This window comes from Neorhizobium sp. IRS_2294 (assembly GCF_050500145.1).
In the GTDB taxonomy this organism is placed as follows: Bacteria; Pseudomonadota; Alphaproteobacteria; order Rhizobiales; family Rhizobiaceae; genus Neorhizobium; species Neorhizobium soli.
In genome coordinates this window covers 275881-293794 of sequence record NZ_CP191439.1, presented here as the reverse complement: position 1 = coordinate 293794, position 17914 = coordinate 275881, and the positions used below count along the sequence as shown (strand labels likewise).

The window sequence follows — 17914 nt, the reverse complement described above, 5'->3', positions numbered from 1 at the left end:
CGCTTTTGTTGAAAGCTTCAGCCGATCGGATTAGGGTGTTTCATCTGGTCCGATCGGAGTTCCCGTTTCATGAAGACCGTCAGCATTCAGGAAGCCGAAGAAAACCTGTCGCAGCTTGTCGATGAAGCCGCGAACGGGGAACCGTTCGTGATCGCCAGGGCGGGCAAGCCGCTGGTGACGGTGGTTGCTGTCGATGAGGCGGCCGCACCCGAGGTGACCGGGCTCAGGAAACGGCGGATCGGATTCCTCAAAGGTCAGTTCATCATTCCGGAAGACATGGATAAGGCGCTAGACAAAGAGATCGAGGATCTGTTCTACGGCGCTCACGATTGAGGCTGTTGCTGGATTCCTATCTTCTGATCTGGCTTGTCGCCGCGCCCGAACGCTTGCCATCCTCGGTGCACGACATGGTGGGTCGCTATGGCGGACCGACCAGGCTCCACATCTAGAGTTCTCTAGTTCGCGAAGCGGCCGGCGTCGGCGCCGAAGTAGTTGATGTAGCGGCCGGAGATCGAGGCGATCGGCAGCACGATCAGGACATCCGTGGTGTTGAAGGCCTGATCGACGACGGCACCCTTTCCGATCATGGCGCCGAGGCGAAGATAGCCCTTCACAAGTGGCGGCATGGCGGACAGCGCCTGGCGCGGATTGATCGCCTCGACAGGCATCAGATCCATGTTGCGATTGAGATCAGGCAGTGCGTGGACCATCCACTCGTCCTTCACCAGCGCATTGTGATGGAGGAAGGACAGCGCCAGCGCGTGTTCTTCCGGACGCACGCCGGGGAAAGAGGCGCAGCCGAACATGGCATTGACACCATGCTTCAGCGCATAGGCCCAGTTGCCCTGCCAGAGCAGTTCGACGGTGCGTTTGGTGCGGTATTCGGGCAGCACGCAGGAGCGGCCGAGTTCCATGAACTGCTTGTCGGGATGGCGGGCGAGAAGTGGCGCGATATCGAACTCGGACGTCGAATAAAACCCGCCATTCGCCTCAGCGACGCTCTGGCGCAGAAGCCGGTAGGTTCCGACGATCTGGTCTTCGATTTCACCGTCTATCGCGTTGTCGACGACAAGCAGATGGTCGCAGATCGCATCGTAGCTATCGATATCCCGTCGAAGCCGCATCGCCTCGGGCTCAATCGTGGCGCCCATCTCCTCGACGAAGACGCGGTAGCGCACGGCCTGGGCGGCATCGATTTCGCGCAGGTTGCGGGCAAGCCGCGTTTCCAGCGTGCCGATGCGGCCGAACACATCGCTACCAACGCGGCTATTTGCCGGATCAGCAGCCGGGGCCTGCTTTGTCTCAGAGGTCAATGTGCGGTTCAGGAGTTCGATAGCCATGGTGATTCTTCCCGTACCGGTTGGATCACCCGCGTTTAAACATGCATCTGCAACAAGAGCGTGACAGATATCGTCACAATAGGAAGTGGTGCAAGGCCCGTCAACGCGACTGTCAGGACGTGCTGGAAGCCTGCGCAAAAAGGCGCAATTCCTCAATCAGAACAGCCGGATCGAGCGGCTTCTGAAGCACTTTGCAGGCGCCCTGATCGATGACTTTGCGCCGCGCCTCGCCGCGGCTCTCGGCTGTCAGCACCATGACGGGAACCGGCTGCAGCGCGGTTCTGGAGGCGGCAGAGATGAGATCCATGATGTTGCCGCCGGGCATATGCATGTCGCAGAGAACGACATCCGGGCGGTTTTCGCCAAGGGCTTCGATGAGACTTCCGAAATCCTCCACGGAACGAACCGTGTGCCCTGCCTTGCGCAGAACCGCGGCGACCAGAAGCGCACTGACGGGATCGTCTTCTCCGAGAAGAATATCGAGGGCCGGACCGGCTTCCCGCTTGCGATCGACCGAGTTTGAATTTTCAGGGGCCGGCACGTCCATTACTGGGCGGTCGCGGGCGCCAAAACCACGCATGCGGCCACTTAGGACATCGACCAGCGATTTTTCGCGCAGCGGCCGGATCAGCCAGGCATCGAAATATTCCTGGGGTTGCGACGCCCTTTCCTCCGGATTGACCAGCAGAATACGGTGCAGCGGCGCGTGCGACGGTTCCCACGCGTAGTCGGAGGCCAGTCGGTGATCGACGATGAGATCGGTATAGGGCGAGCCTGTCGCTTTGGCCCGATCGATCAACAGCTGCACCTGGGCGGGATCGGACACATGCCTCCCACGGCCGCCGAGTGTTTCGATGCTGGAAACGGTCGCAAAGGCGGCCGGACCATCTGGCGCGAGCAGAAGCACGCGAGAGCCAAACAGCGAGCGGTTGCGAACGGCAGCACCGGCCGGCGCATCCTCGGCGAGACGCATGGGATAGCGGATGGTGAAGACGCTGCCATTGCCCTTGCGGCTGGAGACCGACAGCGAGCCGCCGAATTCGGCCAGGATGCGCGAGGCGATGCCGAGGCCGAGACCTGTGCCGCCGCTGCGCGTTTCCGCTGATCCTGCCTGTTCGAACGCACCGAAGATTCGGGTCTGCTCTTCCTCGGTCATGCCAGGGCCGGTATCGGCAACAGAAATCGCCACGGTCTCGTTCTCGATGAAGGCTCGAACCAGCACGCCGCCTGTGGTCGTGAACTTGACGGCGTTGCCGATGACGTTGAACAGAACCTGGCGAATGCGGGCAGGATCGAAGTCGAGAAGCTCCGGCACGGCGGCGGATACGGTGGCGGCGATCTCGATCCGTTTGCCATGGGCGCGGGGCGCGAGCATTTCCACGACACCTTCGATCAGTTGGCGCAGATCCGCTGCACGGTTGTTGAGACGGAACCGGCCGGCCTCCATCGTGGAATGATCCAGCAGATCTTCGACCAGTTGAGCCAGGGCGTAGCCGGACTGGCGGATACCGCTCAAGTAATTCTGCTGCTCCGCCGTCAGCTTCGTCTGACCCAAGAGGTGGGTCATCCCAAGAATGCCGTTCAGTGGCGTTCGTAGCTCATGGACGACGTTGGCGATCTGCGGAGAGCCCGAGACGTCGGCAGCAATGGCCTGTGGGCGGCGCCATTTGAGGATTTTCGTGAAGAGTGCGCGAAGAGCGCCTGGATGTCTCTGGACGTTCGCCGCGACCGGCTGCTCCGGCGTGCGGGGCACTCCATTCCATGCGGCGTCGTCAGACCCGTCCTTCGGCGCGAGCGACGTGAAGGCCTGTGAGATACGGTTCTGTATTTCGGCGATGTCGCGCATACGGAAAGATTACCCGAGGTTTCCTTCCGAAGTCTTAGATCAATCCGGTAAAATTATGCCAATCGCTCGATTTCACAATTATCCGTCGAGCAAAATTACTTCTGCTCGTCTACGGATGCCGCCGCTTTGGGACCGAACAGCTCGTCGACAATGACGAGACCTGCACCGACGCTGATAAAACTGTCCGCGAGATTGAACACGGCAAACGACCAGGTGGCGGTGTGAAACAGGATGTAATCCACCACGTGCCCGTAAACGATGCCATCGATCAGGTTCCCGATCGCACCGGCGATGATCATCGCATAGCCGAGATGGGCAAAGGGCCGGTCCTTGGGCGTGCGGCGCCAGAGCCACAGCACGAAGGCGACGATGACGAGGCGCATGCCTATGATGAACTCGCGCTCCATGCCGGACAGAAGCGAGAAGGCTACGCCCATATTATAGGTGCGGTAGAGCGCCAGAAACGGCATGACCGGCACCATCTGCTCGAGCGGCAGCGAGTTTTCGACGGCGATCTTGATCGCCTGGTCGAGCACCACGGCGATGATGATGAAGATGACCGCACTGATGGGTCGAGACAGGAAACCAACGCGAGCGGTCATTATTTATCCTCCAGCGTCAGCAGATGGCGGCGGGCTTCGAACAGCATGACTGCCGTCGCGACCGCGAGATTGAGCGAGTCCGCCCTGCCCTGTTGCGGAATTTTGACTGTGCGATCGGCGGCGCGGGCAAGGCTGTCCGGCAGGCCGGACTGCTCGTTGCCCATCAGGAGAACGACCGGTTTGCGGGTATAGTCCGCGGTGCGGTAATCGACGGCGCCGGCCAGATGGGTGGCAACGACGCTGACGCCCGCTCCCTTTTGCCAGTTCAGGAATTCTTCGGCCGAGCAGCGGATGACCGGCATTGCGAAAATCGAGCCCATCGTGGCGCGCACGGTTTCCAGCGAGAACGGGTCGGTGCTTTCCCCGACCAGCAGCACGGCGGAGGCGCCGGCGGCATCGGCCGTGCGAATAATCGTGCCGAGATTGCCCGGATCGCGGACGCGGTCGAGCGCGACAAACGTCTGGTCGCTCTGCGGCTTCAGATTGGCAAGCCGTGCCCAGCGCTGCTCGAAAATGCCGACCACCATCTGCGGATTGTCGCGGCGCGTGATCGAAGACAGAACCTTTTCGCTGACTTCGAGCACCAAGCCGCCGTCAGCCACGGTCTTTGCCGCGACCTGTTCGACCAGCGGCTTGGCCTTGGCAGCCTTGGCATAAACGAGCGTGCGGATCGACCAGCCGAGTTCCAGCGCGTCGATGACCAGTTTCAGCCCCTCCGCCATGAAGGCACCGGCTTCTTCCCGGTGCTTCTTGTCGGTGAGAAGCTTGATGTCCTTGATGATGGGGTTGGCGAGCGAGGTGACTTCCTTCACCTGCCCGACGCGCCGAGGCCCGTTTCTGTGAAAATTATCGCTCATGCGGGTACCCAGCGGCTGAAAAGAGAGGTGGAAAGCGCGCGGCCATGGACTTTGCCGTCGAGGCCCGCTTCCCGGATGACGAGTTCGCCCGATTCCACCACGCCATCTGCGCCGCGCATGGTTTCGCGCATCAGTTCATGGATGGAATAGAAGCTGGCGCGGATCGAATAGGCTGTTAGCACCAGGCCGACAGCCTTGGGCGACAGGAGCTGCCGGCAGACATCGAGCATCAGCGGCAAATGATCGAACAGATGCCAGACCTCGCCATTTGGACCGCGGCCGAATTTCGGCGGATCGGTGAGAATGATATCGTAGGTGTTGCCGCGGCGTTCCTCGCGCAGGATGAACTTCATCGCGTCTTCGCAGATCCAGCGGATCGGTGCCTTTTCCAAACGCGACAAGGACTGGTTCTCGCGACCCCAGCCGATCGCCTTTTTCGACGCGTCGACATGGGTGACCTCGGCACCGGCGGCAGCCGCCACAAGCGACGCGACGCCGGTGTAGCCGAACAGGTTGAGCACCTTCAGTGTGCGCCCGGCCTTGGCGGCTTCCTCGACGCGTTCCTTCATCCACTCCCAGTGGACGATCTGTTCCGGAAACACGCCGACATGGCGAAATGCGGTGAAGCGGCCGTGGAAATCGATGCCGAGAAGGGCGAGAGGCCAGGTTTCGCCGAGCGTCTGCGCCGGAAAGCGCCAGCGGCCCATCCCATCTTCATCCGTGTCGCCGGTGAAGATCGCGTCGGCATTTTCCCAGATATCGTCGGCAAGCGTCGGCTGCCACAGGGCCTGAGCTTCCGGGCGCACGACCCGGTAATCGCCGTATTGCTCTAGCTTCAGGCCGCGGCCGGTGTCGATCAGGTGGAAATCGCCGGCGCCGGACGATTCCAGAATGATCGGCACGCGTTCGGCTGGCAGATCGCCGCTGCGGGCAAGAAGCGGACGCGTTTCGACCGGTACGTGCGGTTGTGCCTGTGGTCTGTCAGGACGGCGCGACTGGGTGGTTTGGGCTTCGGCCCGACCTTCCGAGCGCGCAGCCTGGGGGCCGGTCGACCTGGTGCGGGTTGCGGCAACGGCCGGACGGCTGCCCGCTTCGCTGCGGCGCTTGTCCGGGCTTTTGGCAGGCGACTTAGGCGCGCCCTTGGCTGCTGGCTTCTCCGGGCGCTTGCCGGTCGGCCGCCTTTCCTTGTTCTTCACTGCGATCATCCGCTCGGGTTCTTGTCTTTCGCAGCAGATAGCATCTGTGCCGCGTTCTTCAAAGCCGGCAATAGCGTCAGATCTGTTTTCGCTCGCTTCGACGCCTATCTAATCAGCGAAACGGGAGAACGAGATGGATATCGAAGGGCAGGAACGGATCGCGGCGCCGCGGGACATCGTGTGGCGGGCGCTGAACGATGCCGAAACCATCCGCCAGTGCATTCCCGGTTGCGAGCGTCTGGAGTGGATTTCGGACAACGAACTTGCCGCCAGTATCAAGGTTCGCTTTAGCCTGATCTCGCTCGGCCTTGCCGGCACGATCACGCTTTCGAACATCGATGCGGGAGAAAGCTACACGCTCTCCGCCGAGGGTCAGGGAAGCATTGCGGGCTTTGCCAAGGGCGCGGCTGACGTGCGGCTTGAGGAAGACGGGACTGAGACCGTGCTGCATTACATCGCGCGTGCGCAAACCGGAGGGCGTATCTCGCAGCTCGGATCCAAGCTCGTGCGGTCGACAACCGAGAAGCTGGCAGCAAAATTCTTTGCGGATTTCAACGCAGCGGTCATCGCCAAGACGGCGGAGGCCAGAACCGAGGGGGTCTGACCGCGGGTCGTTATCTGGCTGGAAGCGCGGCGTTGCTGACCGGGGCGGGAACAACGGCCTGGTTGGCCGGGGCGGGAACGACTGACGGCGACGGCCTGGTCGCGGCAGTGTTCTCCTTTTGCAGTCGGACGGCTTCGCGCGCTTCGATCCGCGCCTGTCGGCGATGTTTGCCCTGGCTCCACCAGGTCACGAACGAGCCGAGCGCCATCCCGAACAGGACGGCCAGGAACAGCAGCAGAAACAGCGGCGCCGTCAGCGACAACAGGCTGTCTTCCGGACGGAAGGGATTGAGCGCGAGCGTGACGCTTTGACGGTTGGCGACGGCCAGAACGATCAAAACGATGCCGAGGGGCACAAAGATCACGAGGCTCACGATCCTCTTGAACTTGGTCATGGTTTTCTCCCGGCAAGTGACAATCAAACGATGGATCGCCGGTCATCGCTGCCGGCGTCTAGTGCAGAATAGAGGGCGGCGTCATGCTTTCAAGTGTGATGCCCGACCTTCGACGCGATCAATCGTCCTCGTCGGCAAGATCCGGGTTGAGGCGCTCGCGCAATTCCTTGCCCGTTTTGAAGAACGGCACCCATTTTTCCTCGACAAAGACGCTTTCGCCTGTGCGCGGATTGCGGCCGGAGCGCGACGGACGGTTCTTTACCGAAAAGGCGCCGAAGCCACGCAGCTCGACCCGGTTTCCGCCGGCGAGAGCATCAGTGATCTCGTCGAGGACCGCATTGACGATATTCTCGACGTCACGATGGTAGAGATGCGGATTGCGCGCTGCAACGATCTGCACCAGTTCAGATTTGATCACTTCTGCCCCCTGAAAAAAGTTAGGTGCCCCCTGAAAAAATTAGGCTTTCAGTCGCTTCCAACCTGCCAAACGGAAACCAGACCGTCAAGGAACAACTTGTCGGAGCCGAAGATCCGAAGCGCTGCCGGGGAAAGCTGGTCGCCCAGTCCGGTCATGCGGAAAAACTGCGCCACGGCACTGGCGAACCAGAATGAGGACGAGGATTTGCCATCCTTCCATTCCACTTCGGGCAGGCTTTCGGCCACACCTCGGGTCGCAAGATAGGCGCGAACTTCGTCTTCGCCGCCGAGTTCATCGACCAGCTTGACGGCAAGCGCCTGACGGCCCGTGAAGATCGTACCGTCAGCGAGTTTCAGAACCTCATCGCGCGGCATGTTGCGGCGATCGGCCACAAGGTCGACGAACCAGGCGTAGCTGTCCATCACCATGTTGCGGATCATCGTCTTGGCTTCTTCGCTGGCAGGATGGAAGGGCGACGGTTCGGCCTTGAGCGGTGCGGACTTGATCTCCTCCAGCGACACGCCGATCTTTTTCAGGGCTTCATCGACCTGCGGATACTGGAAGATGACGCCGATCGAGCCGGTGATGGAGCTTTCGCCGGCGACGATATGATCGCCAGCAGACGCAATCATGTAGCCTGCGGATGCGGCAAGGGTGCGGACCTGCGAGACGACGGGCTTGGTTTGCGCGATATGGCGGATGGCCTTGAAGATGCGCTCGCCGCCATAGGTCGTTCCGCCCGGAGAATTGATCGAGACGATGAGCGCTTTTGCCTGGCTGCTTTCGGCGATCTTCTCCAATCGCTCCAGCAATTCCCTGTCGTCGAGGATCATGCCTGAGATATCGACGCGAGCGACGTGCGCGACCGCGGAGTTGCCACTGGTGCCGACCGTGACCCGATACAGCGCGAAACCGATACCGACGAGAAACACGAGGGCCGCAACCCGCCAGAAACTCAGTTTCCGACGCAACTGGCGCCGTTCAGCAATCCCCATCTGATCCATTCTCAATCCTCAAAGCGAGCCAGCCCAAATAGGGTCCGGCTTATTGTTTCAAGCGGGCATATCACGTTTTTATGTTGTCCATTATTGTTTGTTGAACGATAAAAACCATATTGAGGCCGCAGGTGAACAACTAGCGCCGCTTACGTCGATCTCAACGCAGGCGGCCCAGTCATCTTTACGACAAATCTTGCCGGAAAGGACCGGACGAGCAGAATGCTGCAGCATATCCGCAACCCAGCCCTGGCCGGCGCTTCCCGTGCGATCGGGCAGTCGCCCGACGATATCTATCAGTCGGCACTTGCCCATTCCGCAAGGGTGCGCAAGCTCAAGATATTCCTGCCGATCAGTGCAGCCATCATCTCCGCCGCCTTTATCGGGGTGGCGATCGTGCGCGCCTATCTGCCGGAAAACCTGTCGATCGAAAGCGCGCGCATCGAAAATGGCAAGATCGTCATGGAACGGCCCGCGATTTCCGGCCGCAACAGCGACGGCATCAGCTATTCGATGATTGCCAACCGCGCATTGCAGGATATCCAGAACCCGAACATGATCAGCCTCGAAAACGTCAAGGCGGCCGTGCCGATCAATGACGAGGTCGTTGCGCGTGTCACGGCCGCCGGAGCCGACTTCGATCGTGGCGCCGACAAGCTGGATCTTACCAAACCATTCGACGTTAATTTGTCCAACGGGATTACTGCGCGCTTCCAATCCGCCCGCCTCGATATACCGGGTGGATTGATGGATACGCCGGACCCGGTCAAAATCTCCATGGACGCGGGTTCCATTGTTGCGAACTCCCTGAAGATAACGGATAAGGGACACACAATCACCCTGATCGGCAAGGTTCAGGTCGACCTCGACCCTGCCCGCATCCGCAACCAAGGCAAATAGGGCACGGCCGCAATGACGAATCGACTCTTTCGTATCTCTTCCGCCGTGATGGCCACCGGACTCGTGTTCGGCCTTGCCTTCAGCGCGACCGCCCAGACCACCAGCAGCAAGATGGAAGGCTTGAAGCTTTCCAACGATGCGCCGATCCAGATCCAGAGCGACCAGCTGGAAATCAAGGATCAGGAAAAACGTGCCTTCTTCACCGGCAATGTGCAGGTGGTGCAGGGTACGACCACGATGAAGGCCGGCAAGATGACCGTGCTTTACAAAGGTGAAGGCGCTTCGGTGACCTCCGGCAGCACCGACATCGACAAGATCTTTCTCGACGACACCGTTTTCCTCACCTCGGGCACTCAGCAGGCGACCGCCGAAAAGGGCGAGTTCGACATGACCTCGCAGACCTTCGTGCTTTCCGGCAAGCAAGTGGTGCTTTCCGAAGGCGCCAACGTGTTTCGCGGCTGCAAGCTGACCGTGCAGATGGCGACCGGACAGGCGAAGCTCGATTCCTGCGGTGGCCGCGTGGAAATTATGCTCGACCCGAAGTCGCGGCCTAAGCAATAGAAATCCAAGCCCTTGAAAATACCTTTCCTCTCCAACCGGTCTGCCGACCGGTCGCCCGTGACCGAACCTTTCATTGCACGCGACAAGGCGCGCTATGAGGGTACGCTGGTGGCGCATGGTCTTTCCAAGACCTATGACACGCGGCGCGTGGTGAACGGCGTATCGCTGGTCGTTCGCAAGGGCGAGGCTGTCGGCCTGCTCGGACCGAACGGCGCCGGCAAGACGACGTGTTTCTACATGATCACCGGGCTTGTGCCTGTCGATGAGGGCATGATTGCCATCAATGGCAACGAGGTGACGCATATGCCGATGTATCGGCGCGCGCGTCTCGGCGTCGGCTACCTGCCGCAGGAAGCCTCGATCTTTCGCGGACTGTCTGTTGAGGATAATATCCGGGCCGTTCTCGAAGTTCACGAACCGAACCGCGACAAGCGGGAAGCCAAGCTCGACGAGCTGCTGGAGGAATTCCACATCAGCCAGTTGCGCAAGTCCGCAGCCGTGGCGCTTTCGGGTGGTGAAAGGCGTCGCCTCGAAATCGCCCGCGCGCTTGCGACCGACCCTGCCTTCATGCTGCTGGACGAGCCGTTTGCCGGTGTCGACCCGATTTCGGTGTCCGACATCCAGAACCTTGTTCGCCACTTGACGGCGCGTGGTATCGGGGTACTGATAACGGACCACAATGTCCGTGAAACGCTGGGTCTTATCGACCGTGCCTATATCATTCACGCAGGCGAAGTCCTGACACATGGCAGGGCAGACGATATCGTCAACAACCCGGATGTGCGTCGTCTTTACCTTGGTGACAAGTTCAGCCTCTGAAGCCCAGAAAGAATCCACTTTCCCGCTTCGTGCCGCTTGACCAAATCTATCAAAAAAGCAATTCTTGTGCCAGTTGAAGGATGGCGCCGATAATCTCGGTGTCTTCCTCTCGACTATCGTGCGATGACCGCATGATTTTAAGGAGATCACGGGAGTTTCGCGTCCGCCATGGGGTTATCTGCCAGTCTTTTTCTGCGACAGAGCCAATCGCTGGTGATGACACCGCAGCTGATGCAGTCCATTCAGCTGCTGCAGATGACGCATTTTGAACTCAACCAGTTCATCGCGCAGGAAGTCGAGAAAAATCCGCTGCTCGAAATAGCGGCAGGCGACGGCGATGGTGATGCGGATTTAGGCGGGCTTGATCCCCGCGATCTGGAATTTTCCGGTTCGCGCGATGATGACGGACCGTTCGAAGGCCAGTCGGCGGCGCAAGCCGATGTCGGCTCCCTCGACTGGTATGAGAGCGCAACCCGCGACGGCACGGCCAAGCTTGGCGATCACCTCGATGCCAGCCTTGAAAACGTGTTTCCCGACGACGCACCGGCACAGCGGCCGGACGCGCCCGAACTTCTCGGCCAGTGGAAATCGATGCCCGGCGGCGATGCCGGCGAGGACTACGACCTCGACGATTTCGTTGCGGGTCAGGTGACCCTGCGCGATCATCTCGGACAACAGCTGCCTTTCGTGGTGACCACCCCGGGCGACCGGTTGATCGCCCAGGACCTGCTCGACCAGCTGGACGATGCCGGCTATTTCCAGGGCGACATCGAAGAGGTCGCGGCCCGTCTCGGCAAGGCGCCGGAGGCGGTAGAGGCCGTTCTCATTCAGCTGCAAACCTTCGATCCACCCGGGGTATTTTGCCGTAGCCTGAGCGAATGCCTGGCGATCCAGTTGCGCCAGAACGACCGGCTGGACCCGGCCATGGCAGCGCTGATCGATCACCTCGATCTTCTCGCCAAGCGTGACTTTGCGTCTCTGCGCAAGATCTGCGGCGTGGACGACGAAGATCTGATCGACATGATGGCTGAAATCCGCAAGCTCAACCCGAAGCCGGGTGCAGGCTTCGAGGGCGGGTTCTCGCAGTCTATCTCACCTGATGTCGTGGTCCGGCCATCGCTTGATGGTGGATGGAACGTCGAACTCAATCCCGATACCCTGCCGCGCGTTCTGGTCAACCAGACCTATTTCAACACGGTCTCCAAACACTGCCCGAAGAACGGCGAAGATCACAATTTTCTGTCGGACTGCATGCAGACGGCGAACTGGCTCGCCCGCAGCCTCGACCAGCGCGCCAAGACGATCATGAAAGTGGCAAGCGAGATCGTACGCCAGCAGGATGCCTTCCTGCTGCACGGCGTCGATCACCTGCGACCGCTCAACCTGAAGACGGTGGCAGAGGCCATCAAGATGCACGAATCCACCGTCAGCCGCGTCACCTCCAACAAGTATGTGCTGACGCCACGCGGCCTGTTCGAACTGAAATACTTCTTCACAGTGTCGATCGGCTCGGCGGAAGAAGGTGGAGACACCCATTCGGCCGAATCGGTGCGGCATCGCATCCGGTTGTTGATTTCTCAGGAGCTGCCGAGTGCCGTCCTGTCGGATGACGACATTGTCATCAGCCTCAAACAGGGCGGTGTCGAACTTGCGCGCCGGACGGTGGCGAAATATCGCGAGGCGATGAACATTCCGTCATCGGTGCAACGCAGGCGGGAAAAGCGCGCCATCGCGAAACTGGCAGCGTTCTAGCCTCACATATCGAGGGCAGTCATAGGCGACCCGGTATTCGCCACACGTGCCGCACAGATTGACATTCCGTTAATGGCAGTTTAGAGACCCGCCGCAACCTGACCGGGCGACACGGGATCTAAACCAATTCCCAAACCAATTTGGCCCTGCCATTCGTGAACCGCTTGGATCAAGAGGCCGGTTGGCGTAGACTGGAACATGCAAGTCACGACAATAAGGAGTAACTCCATGAGTGTGCGTGTATCCGGTAAACATATGGAAATCGGCGACTCGTTTCGACAGAAGATCGAGGACCACATCGGCGGTGCAGTGACCAAATACTTCGACGGGGGGTATTCGGGTCAGGTGATCGTCGAGAAGTCCGGCTCGCGTTTTTCGGCAGATTGCAAGGTGCATCTCGATACCGGGATCGTCCTGCATGCGGCCGGAGAAGCGAATGATCCACAGGCAAGTTTCGATGCTGCAGCGGAGCGGATCGAAAAACGCCTTCGTCGCTACAAGCGTCGACTGAAGGACCATCACGCCGGCAATCACGCGAACGGTTTTTCCGAAGTGGCTTACACGGTCATGGACCGGGTACCGGATGAAGAAGACGACGTGCCAGACGATTTCGCACCGACAATCGTTGCGGAAAGCACGAAGCAGTTGATGACCATGTCCGTTGCGACCGCCGTGATGGCGCTCGACATGACGGACGAACCGGTCCTGTTGTTCCGCAGCCCTGGAAAGGAGCTGAACATCGTGTACCGGCGCAATGACGGAAATATCGGTTGGATCGATTCCACCGGTATGAAGAACTAAAAACTCTCGGGAGAGCGCCTTTGGCGCTCTCTTCGCCCTTCGCGGCAAAAGGATGATAAGAATGGCTTTGGCGGATTTGCTGCAGCAAGATGCGATTGTTCCTGCCCTTAAAGTGACCTCCAAGAAGCAGCTTCTTCAGGAACTTGCTGTGAAAGCGGCCAAGCTGACGGGTGTTCCCGAGCGGGAGATCTTCGACGTCATCCTGCAACGGGAGCGGCTGGGGTCGACGGGCGTTGGCCACGGCATTGCCATCCCACATGGCAAGCTCAGCAGCATATCGTCCATCAAGGGCGTGTTCGCCCGCCTGGAATCGCCGATCGACTTCGAAGCGCTGGATGACGAGCCGGTCGATCTTGTCTTCCTGCTGCTCGCCCCAGAGGGCGCCGGCGCCGACCACCTGAAGGCGCTTTCGCGTATTGCCCGCGTATTGCGCGATCAGGATCTCGTTGCCAAGCTTCGCAAGACCGATTCCGCGTCGGCAATCTACGCCTTTCTGAATGCAGAACAGGCAAACCACGCCGCCTGAGGCGGCTCTATACTCCTTTTCTATAGAGTAAAGCCGCCCGTTCGCCCTCGAATGGAGCGGCTAATCTTGTTTTCGAGCCCTCTTTAGAATTGCCTTTTGTCAAATACGCCACATGTCTTTCCCGTTGAAGGAGATAGACATGAATGACGACATACGTGCCAGGATCGCTGCGAATGACAGACTGCTTAAGGCGGTTATCATCCTGCTGGCGATCAAGGATCCCCATCTTCTCGATGAGCTCGATGCAATCTTCAAAATTGCCGATGGTCAGGAGGGACTGATCGGCGATGCGGACAAGAAGACCCGAGCCCATCTCAATTCGGAACTGGCCCTGATCCGTTCCCTGGCGCATGTTTCGCTGGATACGACGCACTGATCCTTACCCGCGGTCGCCAAACGCAAATGGGCGCCCGAGGCGCCCATTTTTCTTGGAAAGGCTCTAAGGAGCTCAGTCCTTCTTGTCTTCAGCCGCCGCTGCTTCAACCTTCGGGCCGCCCTTGGCGACGCCGACCATGGCCGGGCGCAAGACGCGTTCGCCAATAATGAAGCCGGCTTGGACGACCTGCATGACAGTGTTGTTGGGTACGTCCGCATTCGGGATCTCGAACATGGCCTGATGGAAGTTCGGATCGAACTTCTCGCCTTCGGCATCGATCTTCTTGACGCCGTGCCGCTCGAGTGTCGACAGCATGCCACGCTCGGTCATTTCGACGCCTTCAAGCAGGCTCGTCAGCGTCGCATCGGCTCCGGCACGCTTGTCTGCCGGAACAGTGTCGAGCGCGCGGCGCAGATTGTCCGAGACGGCCAGCATGTCGCGGGCAAAGCCCGAGACGGCGTAGGACTTGGCATCCTTTACTTCACGCTCGGTGCGGCGGCGAAGGTTGTCCATCTCTGCAGCAAGCCGCATGAAACGGTCGCGCAAATCGGAATTTTCAGCCTTGAGCACATCGATCGGATCGGGCTCCTGCGCGAAGAAGGCTTCCCCTGCGCTCTGATCGGCGGCGTCTTCGAGAGCGGATGCTACGGCTTCCGCCGTGTTTTCGACAGCAGCTGCGTCAGGTCCGTTCTTCTTGGTTTCGTCGGTCATGACGGTCTCCGGTGCGTATTGGAATCTGGAAGGGTGGTTGCGCCCGATATCGAGGTTCGGGGCGAAAAAATCAAGGGCTTGGGAACATCCTAGCGGGATAGCCTTGCAAGCAGCTGCGCCGTGTAATCCACCATCGGCACGATGCGCGAGTAATTCAGCCGGGTTGGGCCGATCACGCCGACCGCGCCGACGATGCGTTCCTCGCCATCACGATAGGGCGCAACGATGAGCGAGGAGCCGGATAGAGAGAACAGTTTGTTTTCCGAACCGATAAAGATCCGCACGCCCGGCCCCTTTTCGGCAAGGTCGAGGATCTCGATCAGGCTGTCCTTCTTTTCGAGATCGTCAAACAGCAGACGCAGCCGATCGAGATCGCTGACGTCAGCCAGACCTTCCAAGAGGTTTGCCCGGCCGCGGACGATAAGCTGGCCCGGCTTTCCGTCCTCCTGATCGCCCGACCAGAAGGCGAGGCCTCGCTCCACCAGATCATGCGACAGCGTGTGAAGCTCGCTTGCGACCTGTTCCTTCAGCATTTTCATCTGGCCGCGAAATTCCGGCAGCGTCTGGCCGGCGAGATGCGCGTTGAGGAAATTTGCGGCCTCGCCAAGCTGCGACGAGGTTACGCCGGCCGGCAGATCGATGATGCGGTTCTCCACCTGGTTATGATCGCCAACGAGGACGGCGAGCGCCTTGGTCGGCTCTAGGCGGATGAACTCGACATGTTTGAGGACCGGATCGTTCTTGGCGGTGATGACAATGCCAGCACCACGCGAGACGCCCGACAGCATCAGGCTTGCATCCGCCATCAGGTTTTCGAGCGTCTGATCGCGATCAGGCGGACGGATCTGCCGGTCGATGCTGGCGCGGTCTTCTTCCGAGAGATTGCCGACCTGCATGAAGGCATCGACAAAGAACCGCAGCCCTGTCTGGGTTGGCATGCGGCCTGCACTGATATGCGGCGAGTAGATGAGGCCGAGCTCTTCGAGATCGCTCATGACGTTGCGCACGGAAGCCGGTGACAGCGACATGGGCAGAAGTCGCGACAGATTGCGCGAACCGACCGGCTCGCCGGATTCCAGATAGCTTTCCACGATGCGGCGAAAGATTTCCCGCGAACGATCATCAAGCACGGAGCCGTTGTCGCGACCCGTCAGTCCCGGAAATACCATTGGCCCCTTTACCATGCTGCTGATCTCATCTCCCAGATATAGTCGCTCACTTGCGCATCCGCAAAAGGGAAATTCTTTGCAAATGACGGCTCCGAGCCTTAGAAGGCGGAAACAATAATCCAGGGAGTGACGGATGCGGCCTTCAGGCAGACAGACAAATCAGATGCGCAAGATTTCGTTCGAGCGCAATTTCTCCAAGCATGCCGAGGGCTCCTGTCTCGTCAAGTTCGGCGATACCCATGTTCTGTGCACCGCAAGCCTTGAAGAAAAGACGCCGCCGTGGCTGCGCAATTCCGGCAAGGGCTGGGTCACCGCCGAATACGGAATGCTGCCGCGCGCCACCGGCGACCGGATGAAGCGCGAGGCTGCGACCGGCAAGCAGGGTGGCCGCACCCAGGAAATCCAGCGCCTGATCGGCCGTTCGCTGCGCGCCGTGGTCGACCTTTCCGCGCTTGGCGAAAAGCAGATCACCATCGACTGCGACGTGATCCAGGCCGATGGCGGCACCCGCACGGCGGCCATTACCGGTGGCTGGCTGGCGCTGTACGATTGCCTGAAATGGATGGACACCCGCTCGATGATCAAGCTCGACAAGGTTCTGAAAGACCATGTCGCGGCGATCTCGTGCGGCATCTTTGCAAGCCAGCCGGTCATCGATCTCGACTATCTCGAAGATTCGGCCGCCGAGACAGACGCGAATTTCGTCATGACGGGTAGCGGCGGCATCGTCGAGATTCAGGGCACGGCCGAGGGTGCTCCCTTCAGCCAGGAGGAATTCCTCAACCTGCTGTCGCTGGCACAGGACGGCACCCGGGAACTGGTAGCGCTGCAGAAGCAGGCGATCGGCGGCTGATTTCAACGCTGGCTGATCCAAGAGTTGCGAGGGGCAGTCTTCCTTTCCGGAGAGACTACCTCTCGATCGAACCTCCTCCCCCGCCTTCATGGCGGGGCAGCATCAGACAAGGGAGCCACTGTTTTGATCGACGGCATTCTCGAAACAGCGCTCTATGTCGATGATCTCGATGCGGCGGAAGCATTTTACGGTGAACTGCTCGGGCTTGAACGGGTGTTGCGGGCCGGCGATCGCCACGTGTTTTACCGATGCGGACCCGGCATCCTGTTGATCTTCAATCGCGCCGAGACGCTGAAGCCGACGCCTGATGATGCGCTGCCGGTTCCGCCGCACGGCACGGCAGGCCCGGGGCATGTGTGCTTTCGTATGGACGGCCCGGCGATTGACAGAATGGCAGAAAAGCTCAACAAGGCGGGCATCGTGATTGAAAGCGATTTTCGCTGGCCAACCGGCGCCCGATCCCTCTATTTCCGCGACCCGGCCGGCAACAGCCTGGAATGCGCAGAGCCGAGGCTCTGGAATCTATAGGAACCTTCATGCGCAAGCTTGAGACGAAAACGATCGTCGTTGCCAGCCACAATGCCGGCAAGATCCGTGAGATTGCCGAATTGATCGGTCCGTTCGGCTTTTCGGCAAAGTCCGCGGCAGAACTGAAGTTCGAGGAACCGGACGAGACCGGCACGACGTTTGAGGAAAATGCGGCGATCAAGGCGCTTGCGTCTGCCAAGGCGTCCGGCCTGCCCGCCCTTTCCGACGATAGCGGCATCGTCATCGATGCGCTGGACGGCGCTCCCGGTGTCTATACCGCCAACTGGGCCGAGCGCGAGGACGGCAGCCGCGATTTCGCGATGGCGATGCAGAAGGTAGAAGACGCGCTGCAGAAAAAGGGTGCGACCACGCCCGACAAGCGCAGCTGCCGTTTCGTCAGCGTTCTTTGCCTTGCCTGGCCGGATGGCCATACGGAACTCTTCCGCGGCGATGTCGAAGGCGTTGTTGCCTGGCCGCCGCGCGGTGCTGCCGGTTTCGGTTACGACCCGATCTTCCAGCCGGCAGGTCACGAGACCACGTTTGGCGAAATGACCAGCGAGGAAAAGCACGGCTGGAAGCCCGGCGATGACCATGCGCTGTCACACCGGGCGCGCGCGTTCAAGCTGTTCGTTGAAACCTGCCTGGAGGCCTGAACCCATTTGAACG

At 60.0% G+C, this 17914-nt stretch carries 22 protein-coding genes; 12 read left to right on the top strand and 10 right to left on the bottom strand.

All coding sequences use genetic code 11. From position 1 onward, the window contains the following. The first annotated feature begins 69 nt into the window (after positions 1-69). Entirely contained in the window at positions 70-333 is a 264-nt protein-coding gene (locus ACQY1K_RS01515) for a type II toxin-antitoxin system Phd/YefM family antitoxin (protein ID WP_430258127.1), read from the top strand. 122 nt (positions 334-455) lie between these two features. Here the strand turns inward: ACQY1K_RS01515 and ACQY1K_RS01510 are convergent, their stop codons facing one another. The 5 genes from ACQY1K_RS01510 to ACQY1K_RS01490 all read right to left on the bottom strand — a co-directional run bounded on the left by ACQY1K_RS01510 (position 456) and on the right by ACQY1K_RS01490 (position 5841). After that, entirely contained in the window at positions 456-1340 is an 885-nt protein-coding gene (locus ACQY1K_RS01510; protein ID WP_430258126.1) for a GNAT family N-acetyltransferase, read from the bottom strand. Between the two features lie 112 nt (positions 1341-1452). Continuing rightward, the gene (locus ACQY1K_RS01505; protein WP_062578844.1) at positions 1453-3186 is read right to left on the bottom strand and encodes a hybrid sensor histidine kinase/response regulator; all 1734 of its coding nucleotides are present in this window, start codon (positions 3184-3186) and stop codon (positions 1453-1455) included. A 95-nt stretch (positions 3187-3281) separates the two neighbouring features. Beyond that, entirely contained in the window at positions 3282-3788 is a 507-nt protein-coding gene (gene lspA, locus ACQY1K_RS01500; protein WP_430258125.1) for a signal peptidase II, read from the bottom strand. Continuing rightward, entirely contained in the window at positions 3788-4645 is an 858-nt protein-coding gene (locus ACQY1K_RS01495) for a TrmH family RNA methyltransferase (RefSeq protein ID WP_430258124.1), read from the bottom strand. Before ACQY1K_RS01495 ends, lspA begins: the two co-directional genes overlap by 1 nt. After that, on the bottom strand, positions 4642-5841 hold the full coding sequence (locus ACQY1K_RS01490; protein WP_430258860.1) for a class I SAM-dependent methyltransferase: 1200 nt from the start codon (positions 5839-5841) through the stop codon (positions 4642-4644). The genes ACQY1K_RS01495 and ACQY1K_RS01490 overlap by 4 nt, the downstream gene beginning before the upstream one ends. A 133-nt stretch (positions 5842-5974) precedes the next feature. Between ACQY1K_RS01490 and ACQY1K_RS01485 the strand changes: the two genes are divergently transcribed. Then, positions 5975-6445 (top strand): CoxG family protein, encoded by a 471-nt coding sequence (locus tag ACQY1K_RS01485; protein WP_209902951.1) that lies wholly within the window; start codon positions 5975-5977, stop codon positions 6443-6445. A 10-nt stretch (positions 6446-6455) separates the two neighbouring features. Here ACQY1K_RS01485 and ACQY1K_RS01480 read toward each other — a convergent pair whose 3' ends face one another. The 3 genes from ACQY1K_RS01480 to sppA form a co-directional block, all read right to left on the bottom strand. Beyond that, positions 6456-6839 (bottom strand): lipopolysaccharide assembly protein LapA domain-containing protein, encoded by a 384-nt coding sequence (locus ACQY1K_RS01480; protein WP_430258123.1) that lies wholly within the window; start codon positions 6837-6839, stop codon positions 6456-6458. A 118-nt stretch (positions 6840-6957) separates the two neighbouring features. Then, positions 6958-7257: an integration host factor subunit beta gene (locus ACQY1K_RS01475; protein WP_062454023.1), complete on the bottom strand. Its 300-nt coding sequence runs from the start codon at positions 7255-7257 to the stop codon at positions 6958-6960. A gap of 47 nt (positions 7258-7304) precedes the next feature. Next, positions 7305-8261: a signal peptide peptidase SppA gene (sppA, locus tag ACQY1K_RS01470; protein WP_430258122.1), complete on the bottom strand. Its 957-nt coding sequence runs from the start codon at positions 8259-8261 to the stop codon at positions 7305-7307. A gap of 213 nt (positions 8262-8474) precedes the next feature. Here sppA and lptC point away from each other — a divergent pair, with 213 nt between their 5' ends. From lptC to ACQY1K_RS01435, 7 genes are all read left to right on the top strand, one after another. Beyond that, positions 8475-9152, top strand: coding sequence for an LPS export ABC transporter periplasmic protein LptC (gene lptC, locus ACQY1K_RS01465; protein WP_062578831.1), 678 nt, complete (start codon positions 8475-8477; stop codon positions 9150-9152). A 12-nt stretch (positions 9153-9164) separates the two neighbouring features. After that, entirely contained in the window at positions 9165-9713 is a 549-nt protein-coding gene (locus ACQY1K_RS01460; RefSeq protein ID WP_062454026.1) for an LptA/OstA family protein, read from the top strand. Positions 9714-9731: 18 nt separating this feature from the next. Continuing rightward, positions 9732-10532: an LPS export ABC transporter ATP-binding protein gene (lptB, locus tag ACQY1K_RS01455; RefSeq protein WP_371816128.1), complete on the top strand. Its 801-nt coding sequence runs from the start codon at positions 9732-9734 to the stop codon at positions 10530-10532. Positions 10533-10700: 168 nt separating this feature from the next. Then, a complete protein-coding gene (rpoN, locus tag ACQY1K_RS01450; RefSeq protein ID WP_430258121.1) occupies positions 10701-12284 on the top strand; it encodes an RNA polymerase factor sigma-54 in 1584 nt (527 codons plus the stop codon). A 228-nt stretch (positions 12285-12512) separates the two neighbouring features. Further along, entirely contained in the window at positions 12513-13085 is a 573-nt protein-coding gene (hpf, locus tag ACQY1K_RS01445; protein WP_062454028.1) for a ribosome hibernation-promoting factor, HPF/YfiA family, read from the top strand. Between the two features lie 61 nt (positions 13086-13146). Further along, positions 13147-13611: a PTS IIA-like nitrogen regulatory protein PtsN gene (ptsN, locus tag ACQY1K_RS01440; RefSeq protein ID WP_062454029.1), complete on the top strand. Its 465-nt coding sequence runs from the start codon at positions 13147-13149 to the stop codon at positions 13609-13611. A gap of 139 nt (positions 13612-13750) precedes the next feature. Then, the gene (locus ACQY1K_RS01435; protein WP_062454030.1) at positions 13751-13987 is read left to right on the top strand and encodes a hypothetical protein; all 237 of its coding nucleotides are present in this window, start codon (positions 13751-13753) and stop codon (positions 13985-13987) included. 72 nt (positions 13988-14059) lie between these two features. Here the strand turns inward: ACQY1K_RS01435 and grpE are convergent, their stop codons facing one another. After that, positions 14060-14698 carry a nucleotide exchange factor GrpE gene (gene grpE / locus ACQY1K_RS01430; protein ID WP_062454031.1) on the bottom strand — a complete coding sequence of 213 codons (639 nt, stop codon included), beginning with the start codon at positions 14696-14698 and terminating at the stop codon, positions 14060-14062. A gap of 89 nt (positions 14699-14787) precedes the next feature. Then, complete coding sequence (gene hrcA / locus ACQY1K_RS01425; RefSeq protein ID WP_062454032.1) at positions 14788-15867, bottom strand: heat-inducible transcriptional repressor HrcA; 1080 nt, start codon at positions 15865-15867, stop codon at positions 14788-14790. 133 nt (positions 15868-16000) lie between these two features. Between hrcA and rph the strand changes: the two genes are divergently transcribed. From rph to rdgB, 3 genes are all read left to right on the top strand, one after another. Next, positions 16001-16720, top strand: a complete 720-nt coding sequence (gene rph, locus ACQY1K_RS01420) for a ribonuclease PH (RefSeq protein ID WP_092663772.1) — start codon at positions 16001-16003, stop codon at positions 16718-16720. A 123-nt stretch (positions 16721-16843) separates the two neighbouring features. Continuing rightward, the gene (locus tag ACQY1K_RS01415; protein WP_430258120.1) at positions 16844-17248 is read left to right on the top strand and encodes a VOC family protein; all 405 of its coding nucleotides are present in this window, start codon (positions 16844-16846) and stop codon (positions 17246-17248) included. A gap of 8 nt (positions 17249-17256) precedes the next feature. Continuing rightward, positions 17257-17901 (top strand): RdgB/HAM1 family non-canonical purine NTP pyrophosphatase, encoded by a 645-nt coding sequence (gene rdgB / locus ACQY1K_RS01410; protein ID WP_113166968.1) that lies wholly within the window; start codon positions 17257-17259, stop codon positions 17899-17901. The last annotated feature ends 13 nt before the right edge of the window (positions 17902-17914 follow it).

What these genes read in the sequence shown, in the direction of transcription:
- lptC (WP_062578831.1), top strand. Translation starts at nt 8,475, where the DNA reads ATGCTGCAGCATATCCGCAACCCAGCCCTGGCCGGCGCTTCCCGTGCG.
- ACQY1K_RS01480 (WP_430258123.1), bottom strand. Translation starts at nt 6,839, where the DNA reads ATGACCAAGTTCAAGAGGATCGTGAGCCTCGTGATCTTTGTGCCCCTC.
- rph (WP_092663772.1), top strand. Translation starts at nt 16,001, where the DNA reads ATGCGGCCTTCAGGCAGACAGACAAATCAGATGCGCAAGATTTCGTTC.
- ptsN (WP_062454029.1), top strand. Translation starts at nt 13,147, where the DNA reads ATGGCTTTGGCGGATTTGCTGCAGCAAGATGCGATTGTTCCTGCCCTT.
- rpoN (WP_430258121.1), top strand. Translation starts at nt 10,701, where the DNA reads ATGGGGTTATCTGCCAGTCTTTTTCTGCGACAGAGCCAATCGCTGGTG.
- sppA (WP_430258122.1), bottom strand. Translation starts at nt 8,261, where the DNA reads ATGGATCAGATGGGGATTGCTGAACGGCGCCAGTTGCGTCGGAAACTG.
- ACQY1K_RS01485 (WP_209902951.1), top strand. Translation starts at nt 5,975, where the DNA reads ATGGATATCGAAGGGCAGGAACGGATCGCGGCGCCGCGGGACATCGTG.
- ACQY1K_RS01495 (WP_430258124.1), bottom strand. Translation starts at nt 4,645, where the DNA reads ATGAGCGATAATTTTCACAGAAACGGGCCTCGGCGCGTCGGGCAGGTG.
- lspA (WP_430258125.1), bottom strand. Translation starts at nt 3,788, where the DNA reads ATGACCGCTCGCGTTGGTTTCCTGTCTCGACCCATCAGTGCGGTCATC.
- ACQY1K_RS01435 (WP_062454030.1), top strand. Translation starts at nt 13,751, where the DNA reads ATGAATGACGACATACGTGCCAGGATCGCTGCGAATGACAGACTGCTT.
- hrcA (WP_062454032.1), bottom strand. Translation starts at nt 15,867, where the DNA reads ATGGTATTTCCGGGACTGACGGGTCGCGACAACGGCTCCGTGCTTGAT.
- ACQY1K_RS01505 (WP_062578844.1), bottom strand. Translation starts at nt 3,186, where the DNA reads ATGCGCGACATCGCCGAAATACAGAACCGTATCTCACAGGCCTTCACG.
- ACQY1K_RS01460 (WP_062454026.1), top strand. Translation starts at nt 9,165, where the DNA reads ATGACGAATCGACTCTTTCGTATCTCTTCCGCCGTGATGGCCACCGGA.
- ACQY1K_RS01510 (WP_430258126.1), bottom strand. Translation starts at nt 1,340, where the DNA reads ATGGCTATCGAACTCCTGAACCGCACATTGACCTCTGAGACAAAGCAG.
- ACQY1K_RS01515 (WP_430258127.1), top strand. Translation starts at nt 70, where the DNA reads ATGAAGACCGTCAGCATTCAGGAAGCCGAAGAAAACCTGTCGCAGCTT.
- hpf (WP_062454028.1), top strand. Translation starts at nt 12,513, where the DNA reads ATGAGTGTGCGTGTATCCGGTAAACATATGGAAATCGGCGACTCGTTT.
- rdgB (WP_113166968.1), top strand. Translation starts at nt 17,257, where the DNA reads ATGCGCAAGCTTGAGACGAAAACGATCGTCGTTGCCAGCCACAATGCC.
- grpE (WP_062454031.1), bottom strand. Translation starts at nt 14,698, where the DNA reads ATGACCGACGAAACCAAGAAGAACGGACCTGACGCAGCTGCTGTCGAA.